The sequence below is a fragment of the Candidatus Sulfotelmatobacter sp. genome (assembly GCA_036500765.1).
GTDB lineage: Bacteria > Acidobacteriota > Terriglobia > Terriglobales > Acidobacteriaceae > Sulfotelmatobacter.
This window is the reverse complement of record DASYBM010000017.1, coordinates 286,512-294,179: the sequence shown is the minus strand read 5'-3', so window position 1 is coordinate 294,179 and position 7,668 is coordinate 286,512. Positions and strand designations below refer to the sequence as shown.

At 59.3% G+C, this 7,668-nt stretch carries 7 protein-coding genes; 4 read left to right on the top strand and 3 right to left on the bottom strand.

All coding sequences use genetic code 11. The annotated features are described in order from the left end of the window. Positions 1–403 precede the first annotated feature (403 nt). A complete protein-coding gene (locus VGM18_21670) occupies positions 404–1,255 on the top strand; it encodes an FkbM family methyltransferase (protein HEY3975623.1) in 852 nt (283 codons plus the stop codon). Between the two features lie 133 nt (positions 1,256–1,388). Here the strand turns inward: VGM18_21670 and VGM18_21665 are convergent, their stop codons facing one another. Next, on the bottom strand, positions 1,389–2,510 hold the full coding sequence (locus VGM18_21665) for a glycoside hydrolase family 172 protein (GenBank protein ID HEY3975622.1): 1,122 nt from the start codon (positions 2,508–2,510) through the stop codon (positions 1,389–1,391). Between the two features lie 221 nt (positions 2,511–2,731). Beyond that, the gene (locus VGM18_21660; GenBank protein ID HEY3975621.1) at positions 2,732–4,282 is read right to left on the bottom strand and encodes an acyl-CoA carboxylase subunit beta; all 1,551 of its coding nucleotides are present in this window, start codon (positions 4,280–4,282) and stop codon (positions 2,732–2,734) included. 104 nt (positions 4,283–4,386) lie between these two features. Between VGM18_21660 and xseA the strand changes: the two genes are divergently transcribed. The 3 genes from xseA (at position 4,387) to VGM18_21645 (ending at position 7,501) form a co-directional block, all read left to right on the top strand. After that, complete coding sequence (gene xseA, locus VGM18_21655; protein ID HEY3975620.1) at positions 4,387–5,787, top strand: exodeoxyribonuclease VII large subunit; 1,401 nt, start codon at positions 4,387–4,389, stop codon at positions 5,785–5,787. A gap of 155 nt (positions 5,788–5,942) precedes the next feature. Then, a complete protein-coding gene (gene cdaA, locus VGM18_21650) occupies positions 5,943–6,830 on the top strand; it encodes a diadenylate cyclase CdaA (GenBank protein ID HEY3975619.1) in 888 nt (295 codons plus the stop codon). After that, entirely contained in the window at positions 6,827–7,501 is a 675-nt protein-coding gene (locus tag VGM18_21645; GenBank protein HEY3975618.1) for a CdaR family protein, read from the top strand. The genes cdaA and VGM18_21645 overlap by 4 nt, the downstream gene beginning before the upstream one ends. On the opposite strand, the gene VGM18_21640 is transcribed toward VGM18_21645, so the two are convergent. Next, positions 7,498–7,653, bottom strand: a complete 156-nt coding sequence (locus VGM18_21640) for a hypothetical protein (GenBank protein ID HEY3975617.1) — start codon at positions 7,651–7,653, stop codon at positions 7,498–7,500. The genes VGM18_21645 and VGM18_21640 overlap by 4 nt on opposite strands. Positions 7,654–7,668 lie beyond the last annotated feature (15 nt).

Sequence of the window (7,668 nt, the reverse complement as noted above, 5' to 3'; positions counted from 1 at the left end):
TGGCGGTGAGCCCGGAGCCCAAGCGAAGATCGCGCGTTGCGCCCCGCAAGGGCGAGCAACGAGAGCAGGTCGAGCAAGGGTCAAACGCGAGCTACTGGCCGAGACGAATGGACCCCACACCACCTCGGAACTCTTATTTTTGCTATCAGCTCTTAGCTTTTAGCCCTTAACTAAACTCTGACCTGCATCCGACCCCAAAGTCCTGTCATACTGAGCGGAATCATGAGGAGAGCGAACCGATCCTCACGATGCAGTCGAAGCATCCCCACCCCGATCCCCCCCCTCGTAAATTCCCACTCCGGGAATAAATCAATCGCAATTGTTCACTCGTCACAGACTGGCGGCGGCCCACAGCCGTATCCTTCGGTATAGCCGCAAAGCGGCGAAGAAAGTGCAGCCGTCCATGCCACTCATAGACCAGATGAAATCGCTGCTTGACCGCAAAGGCCTCCGCTTCGCCCTCACGCCCGTAGTGAATCATCTCGCGCGCTCCCAAAACAAAGGTGTCCACAAAGTCTTCCACGATTCCGGCGTCTGGATCCACGGCACCACCGCCGGCTACTTCGTCTATCACCAACCCTACGTCCGCCTCGACATGACACACTTGGACCAAGTGGCGCGAGCCAATTTTTTCTGGGGCTATCGTCCCCAACCCGGAGACGTGGTGATCGACGTCGGCGCCGGTGTCGGCGAAGAGGCGCTAACTTTTTCCCGCGCCGTCGGCGCGCACGGCAAAGTCATCTGCATCGAAGCCCACCCTCGCACTTACCGCTGCCTGGAAAAGTTGGTCCATTACAACGGCCTCAAGAACGTGATCCCCATTCGTGTGGCCGTCACTGAACGGAGTTCCGGCACCGCCCTGATCGACAACTCCACCGCTTACTTGACCAACGGTCTGAGTTCTACGAAAGGAATTCCGGTCCCAGCCACGACCATCGATGCCATTCACGCGAAGCTCAACCTCGGGCGCATTCAATTCCTTAAAATGAATATCGAAGGAGCCGAGCGCTTCGCCATCCGCGGCATGACCGAGACCCTCCGCCACACCGAAATCCTCTGCATCTCGTGCCACGATTTCCTCGCCCAACAGACCGGCGATGACGCTCTAAGAACGAAGGACTCAGTGAAACAATTCTTCCAGGACAACGGATTCCGCATCGACGAGCGCCAAGATCCCCACCTCCCGCCCTATCTCCGCGATCAGGTCTGGGCCTACAACCAACGCGTCATGAAGATGAAACGGCCAGCCAGCTAGACCGCGCCCGAAGTAGTGGTTTTAATCCACTCTCAAAGCGTTGTCATCCTGAGCGAAGCCGCACTTCAGGCGGAGCGAAGGATCTCCCGCTTAACTGCCATCGCGCATCAGCCAAACTGCGTGCACTAACCACTTACTTCCCCGCGTTCCCCGGCCCGCCCACTGCATAAATCCTCGGCACCCGCTCCTCCAGCGAAGGCAGCGCCGGAAACGCCGCATGCGGCTCGCTCTGATACCAGTAGGCCACCGAAAAATAGTTATCCGACCGGTGATTCCCATGCCCATGCTCAATCGTCGCCCGCAGCGATTTCGTAAATGGAATCGGCGACTCCAGATGAAACCGGTACAGCGACCACCGGCCCCCGGCAACTTCCTGCCCCACTACCGGCGCCCCAAACAATCCATATGCAAACGCATGCCCGCCGAAATCCCACGCCCCCAGAAAATAATCTTCCGACCCAGTCCCGTTGATCGAAGGCAGTGTCTCCCCATCCACGAAAAACATGTCGTCGCCTTCGCCCCACCAGCCATCCTGATTCTGCAAGAGAGACATGGTTACGCCCACAAAATGCCCGCGCCCCGTTGCCTCCAGCCAAAGGTAATTGCCGTCGCCGTTCAGATTCTTCTTCCCATCGACTAACCGGTCGCCATTCGACTTCCAATCATTCGTCCACCCCGTCGCCGGCGCCGCCTGCCGATACTGCGCATGAAAGTAAAGCGAATCCGCCGGAAGCGCCTTGCTGTAAGCCCGATAGTCAATGTTGAAATAAAACGCATCCGTCCGACGCGATCCTTCATTCGTCACCGTAATTCGCGCATGCTTCGCAAAGGGCATCGGGAAAAAACAATTCAAGGCCTTGTCCCCGCCCACCGCCAGCGCCGCCGACTGATACAGGTGATAATCCCCCAGCCCAAGCCCAAAGAAATCCCCGATCGGCGCCTCGACGCTGGGAGTCGCTTCCCCGTCCCAATACATCCGCAGCACCAGCGCCTTTAAATGATGCGGATCATCACTCGCAATCGTCATCCAAACATGCGTGATCAGTCCGGGCCCCGCCTCATCAAGCAGCGTAAGCGTCTCCCCAGCCCCAATCTGCCGCGCATCCGCATTTCCCCCGCTCCGGTCATAACTCGACACACGATGCTGGACATAATCCTTAGCCTGAGGAAGCGTCGCAAGCCAGTTGGCCGAATCCTGCGCCAGCGGCGGAATCGTCCAGAAGCAGAAGGCGAAAAGAATAATTAGCTTTTTCATTGGGACCTCAGAATGTGACGTTGATGTCACGGTGAATGATACACATTACGAGGACATTACCGAGGCGGGCATCGACCAGAACCCAGCCGCAGAGCGGCGGCATATATTAGCCCGGACGTAAGTCCGGGGTAAGCTAGAAAAAAAGGAACCGAGTACTGTAGGGACAGTGCAATTCTCACCGGCATCTGCTGAAACATTCGGGGAATGTCGGTGTACGCGCCCTACAGCGGTATATTCCCATGCTTTTTTGCCGGATTCCGATCCCGCTTCGTCTCCAGCATCGCCAGCGCCTGAATCAATTTCTTGCGCGTCTCCCGCGGCTGGATCACCGCATCCACAAATCCCCGATCGGCAGCCACATAAGGATTCGCAAACCGGTCGCGAAACTCTTCGATCTTCTCGCGCCGCAGTTGCTCGCGATTCGCCGCTCCATCCAGTTCGCGTTTGTAGACGATATCCACCGCGCCCTCCGGCCCCATCACCGCAATCTCCGCGGACGGCCACGCATAATTCACGTCGGTACGGATATGCTTCGACGCCATCACGCAATACGCCCCGCCATACGCCTTCCGCGTAATCACCGTGACTTTCGGCACCGTCGCCTCGGCAAACGCATACAGCAACTTCGCCCCGTGCTTGATGATGCCGCCATACTCCTGCGCGGTTCCCGGCAGAAATCCCGGAACATCTTCAAACGTCACCAGCGGAATGTTGAAGCAATCGCAAAACCGCACAAAACGCGCCCCCTTCACCGACGCATTAATATCCAGCGTCCCCGCCAGCATCGCCGGCTGATTCGCGACAATCCCCACCGGCCGTCCATCGAGCCGCCCAAAACCGACAACAATGTTCTTCGCGTAATGCTCCTGCACCTCGAAAAAATAGCCATCGTCGACCACCGCATGAATCACATCTTTCATGTCATACGGCTGGTTCGACTGTGCCGGAACCATCGTATCCAGCGCCGCATCCGCCCGATCAATCGGATCCGTACACGCCTTCCGCGGCGGCTCGTCCAGATTATTCGACGGCAAAAAACTCAACAGCTCCCGCACCATCGACAAACATTCCGCATCGTCGTGCGCCAAAAAGTGCGCCACGCCCGAAGTTTCGTTGTGCGTCATCGCGCCGCCCAGTTGATCTTTCGTGACCTCCTCATGCGTCACGGTCTTGATCACGTCCGGCCCGGTGATGAACATGTAGGAAGTCTTGTCCACCATCAAAACAAAATCCGTAATCGCCGGCGAATACACCGCCCCTCCCGCGCACGGCCCCATGATCGCCGAAATCTGCGGCACCACGCCGCTGTAAATCGTGTTGCGCAAGAAAATATCCGCATATCCCGCCAGAGACAACACGCCTTCCTGAATCCGCGCTCCGCCCGAATCGTTCAATCCAATCACCGGCGCGCCCATCTTTGCCGCCAGATCCATAATCTTCACAATCTTCCCCGCATTCGTCTCTGACAGCGACCCGCCGAACACGGTAAAGTCCTGCGCAAACACATACACCAGCCGCCCCTCGATGCGCCCGTAACCCGTGATAAATCCGTCGCCATAAATCTTCTGTTCGGCCATGCCGAAATCATTGCACCGATGCGTGACCAGCTTGTCGGTCTCTTCAAACGTTCCCTCGTCGAGCAAAAACTCAACCCGCTCGCGCGCGGACATCTTGCCTTCTTTGTGCTGCCGCTCGCGCCGCTTCGCCCCGCCACCCTCCTCGGCAAGTTGATTTCTTTTCTTCAGTTCCGCAACTTTTTGTTCAAGATTCATGCGCAGGATTATAGCCTTCGGCACGACGCCGCGCGTGTGAGATCAACGAAGACTGAGCTTGCGTTGGCTCCAAGCTAAAAGCTAGGAGCTAGAAGCTTTCTTTCTTGCGTTACACTTCCCCCATGTCCCTCGCCGACCAGATGGGATTCAACTTTCGCCCGCCCGAGCGCCGCCTCTGGAAAGTTCGCGACCTGGTCGCCGCCGTCCGCTCGCACATCGAGCGCGAATATTCTGACGCCTGGGTCGAAGGCGAAATTTCCAACTTCCGCGCTCCCGACTCCGGCCATCTCTATTTCACGCTGAAAGACGGCAACGCGCAGATTCGCGTCGTCATGTTCCGCTCCGCGGCGCGCCTGCTTCGCTTCCGCCCCGCCGACGGCCAGCAAGTCGTCGTCCGCGGCCGTGTCACGGTTTATGAAGACCGCGGCGAGCTCCAAATTTCCGCTGAACACATCGAGCCAAAAGGCGCCGGCTCCCTGCAACTCGCATTCGAGCAACTCAAAGCCAAACTCGAAGCTGAAGGCCTTTTCGCCTCCGAGCGCAAGAAGCCAATTCCCGCACTTCCATCGCGCATCGGCATCGTCACCTCGACCCAGGCCGCTGCACTGCGCGACATTCTCAACGTCCTCCAGCGTCGGCATCGCTCCGTGAACGTTCTCATCTATCACGCTCAGGTCCAAGGGGATGCGGCTTCACAAGAAGTCGCCGCCGGAGTCCGTTTCTTTAATCAGGACGACAGCCAACAAGACAACGTCGATGTCATCATCGTCGCCCGAGGCGGCGGCTCCGCCGAAGATCTCGCTGCCTTCAACAATGAATCCCTCGCTCGCACGGTCGCCGCATCCTCCGTTCCCGTGATCTCTGCCGTCGGCCACGAAACCGATTTCACCATCGTCGATTTCGTCGCCGATCTGCGCGCTCCCACACCCTCCGCCGCCGCGGAACTCGTAATCCGTTCCCGTCAGGAAGTTGAAGACCACGTAGCCGCCTTATCTGACCGCCTCAGTCGCGCCATGCGCTATCGCCTCCTCATAGGCCGTCAATCCCTCACCGAACTCGCGCAGCACGGCGCCTTCGCCCGCATGATGGAACTCATCCACCAGCGCCAGCAAAAGCTCGACGATCTCACCCACCGCCTCGAACTCGCCCAGCGGCAATTGCTCGAGCAAATGCTGCGCCGCTGGGAAAAAGTCTCCGCCGCGGTGCGCCACTACGATTTGCGCCTCGTTCTCTCCAGCATCCGCAAAGAGCTCGACAGCCGCACCGCCGCGCTGGTCGCCGTGATGCGCAACGTCCTGCTCCAATACCGCGTTCGCAGCGAGCGCCTTCACACCGCCCTCCAATCACTCTCGCCGCTGGCCATTCTCGAGCGCGGCTACGCCCTGGTCTTCGACTCCAATGGCAACCTCCTGAAAGACGCGAACAATCTGAACCTCGGCGACGAAATCACCGCCCGCCTGGCCCACGGAGAAATTCAAGCCGCAATAACCAAGAAGCCCGGCTAAAGCTCAAAAGGCGGCTATAAAGAAAAAGAATATGTGGGGACAGCCGCCCCGGCCGTCCCCGGAGCGGACCTCCGCGAGGAGACCCTTCGGACGAGCGACCGGCGTTTCAATAACCGAATCCGTTCCATCAATCCCGCTCCATTTACAATATTCGCGTGATCCCCGTCATCACATCCTGGACGCAAGCCGCATGGGTCACGCTCGATATCCTCCTGGTTTCCCTCCTCATCTACCAGGTCCTCGTGATGATCCGCGGCACCCGCGCCGCGCCCATGCTCGTAGGTCTCGTCGTCGTCTCCGTAATTTTCTACCTGGCTCGCATTGGCGAACTCACCACTTTGAACTGGGTGGTAAGCCATGTACTCCCCTACCTGGTGTTCGCGCTCATCGTCGTTTTCCAATCGGAGATCCGCCACGTGCTCGCCGATCTCGGCCGCCGCATGACCTTCCTCGGCGGCTCCTCCACCGACAGCGATTCCTACGACGACATCGTCCTCGCCGCCAATCTTTTTTCCCAGCACCAAACCGGCGCACTCATCGTCATCGAACGCGAAATCGGACTGCGCACCCACATCGAAAGCGGTGTCCCCCTCGACGCCCGCCTTTCCTACGATCTGCTCGCCACCATCTTCCGCCCCAGCGCTCCGCTCCACGACGGCGCCGTCATCGTTCAAAAAGACCGCATCGCCGCCGCCGCCTGCTTTCTTCCGTTGTCCATGAATCCTCTGCTGTCCACCCAACTCGGTACCCGCCACCGCGCCGGCATCGGCATCACCGAGGAAACCGACGCCATCGCCGTGATCTGCTCGGAAGAAACCGGAGCCATCAGTCTCGCCATCGGCGGCAAAATCGAGCGCGACCTGACCGTCGAGCAACTGCGTGAGCGCCTCGGCAGCGAACTGCGCCGCTACATGGCGCCGGTCACTCTGCCCACTACGATCGCGCAGGCCGACGACGAGTCAGACGCCCTACTCGATTCTCCTCTGCGCGATCCCGCCCCGCGCAAGTCCGAACCCGCGGCCGAATCGGAGTCTCAGCCATGATCGCCTTCTTCCAGCGCTACCTCTTCCACAACTTCGGCTTGAAATTCTTGTCCCTCCTGCTGGCCACGGGAATGTGGTTTCTGATCTCTCCCGACGAGCAGCCCGCCGAAGTCGCCGTACGCGCCCCTATCGTCTTTCAGCACGTCCCCTCACATCTCGAAATCAGCTCCGAGATGATTCCCGAAGCCCAGATCCGCGTGCGCGGCCCCGAGCGCGTCATTCGCCAGTTGCAGACCAACGAGATCCACGCCGAAATCGAACTGGCCGACGTGAAGCCCGGCGAACGCACCTTTGATCTCACCTCGCAACAGGTCCGCCATCCCCGCGGCATCACCGTCGTGCAAGTCGTCCCCAGCCAGTTGCACCTCGCATTCGATACGCGTCTGACCCGCGAAGTCGAGATTCATCCCCGTGTCACCGGAATTTTTACCGAGGGCGAACACATCGACACCGTCGCCGATCCGCCGCGAGTCACCATCAGCGGCCCCCGCCATCATGTCGAACAAATCGACGCCGCCACCACCGACCCCATCGACGCCACCGGAACCCGCGGCAGCGCCATCTTCACCACCAACGTCTACGTCTCCGATCCCTTGGTCCAGGTCGTCCAGACAACTTCCATCCGCGTAACCGTCATCGTCGAAAAACCCGGTACCACCCCTACCCACTAAAATCGTTCATCCGCTGATCCGACCACCCGTAACTCCGCCGAACTGACGGCGATGACGTAGGAGAGCGGGCGCACGTGGAAGAGCGGCCCTTCAGGGCCGCGTAGAGGCGTGAGATCGGAGCGGGCTTCAGCCCCCGCGGGCCGCCCACTCATTTATCATCGTTATTC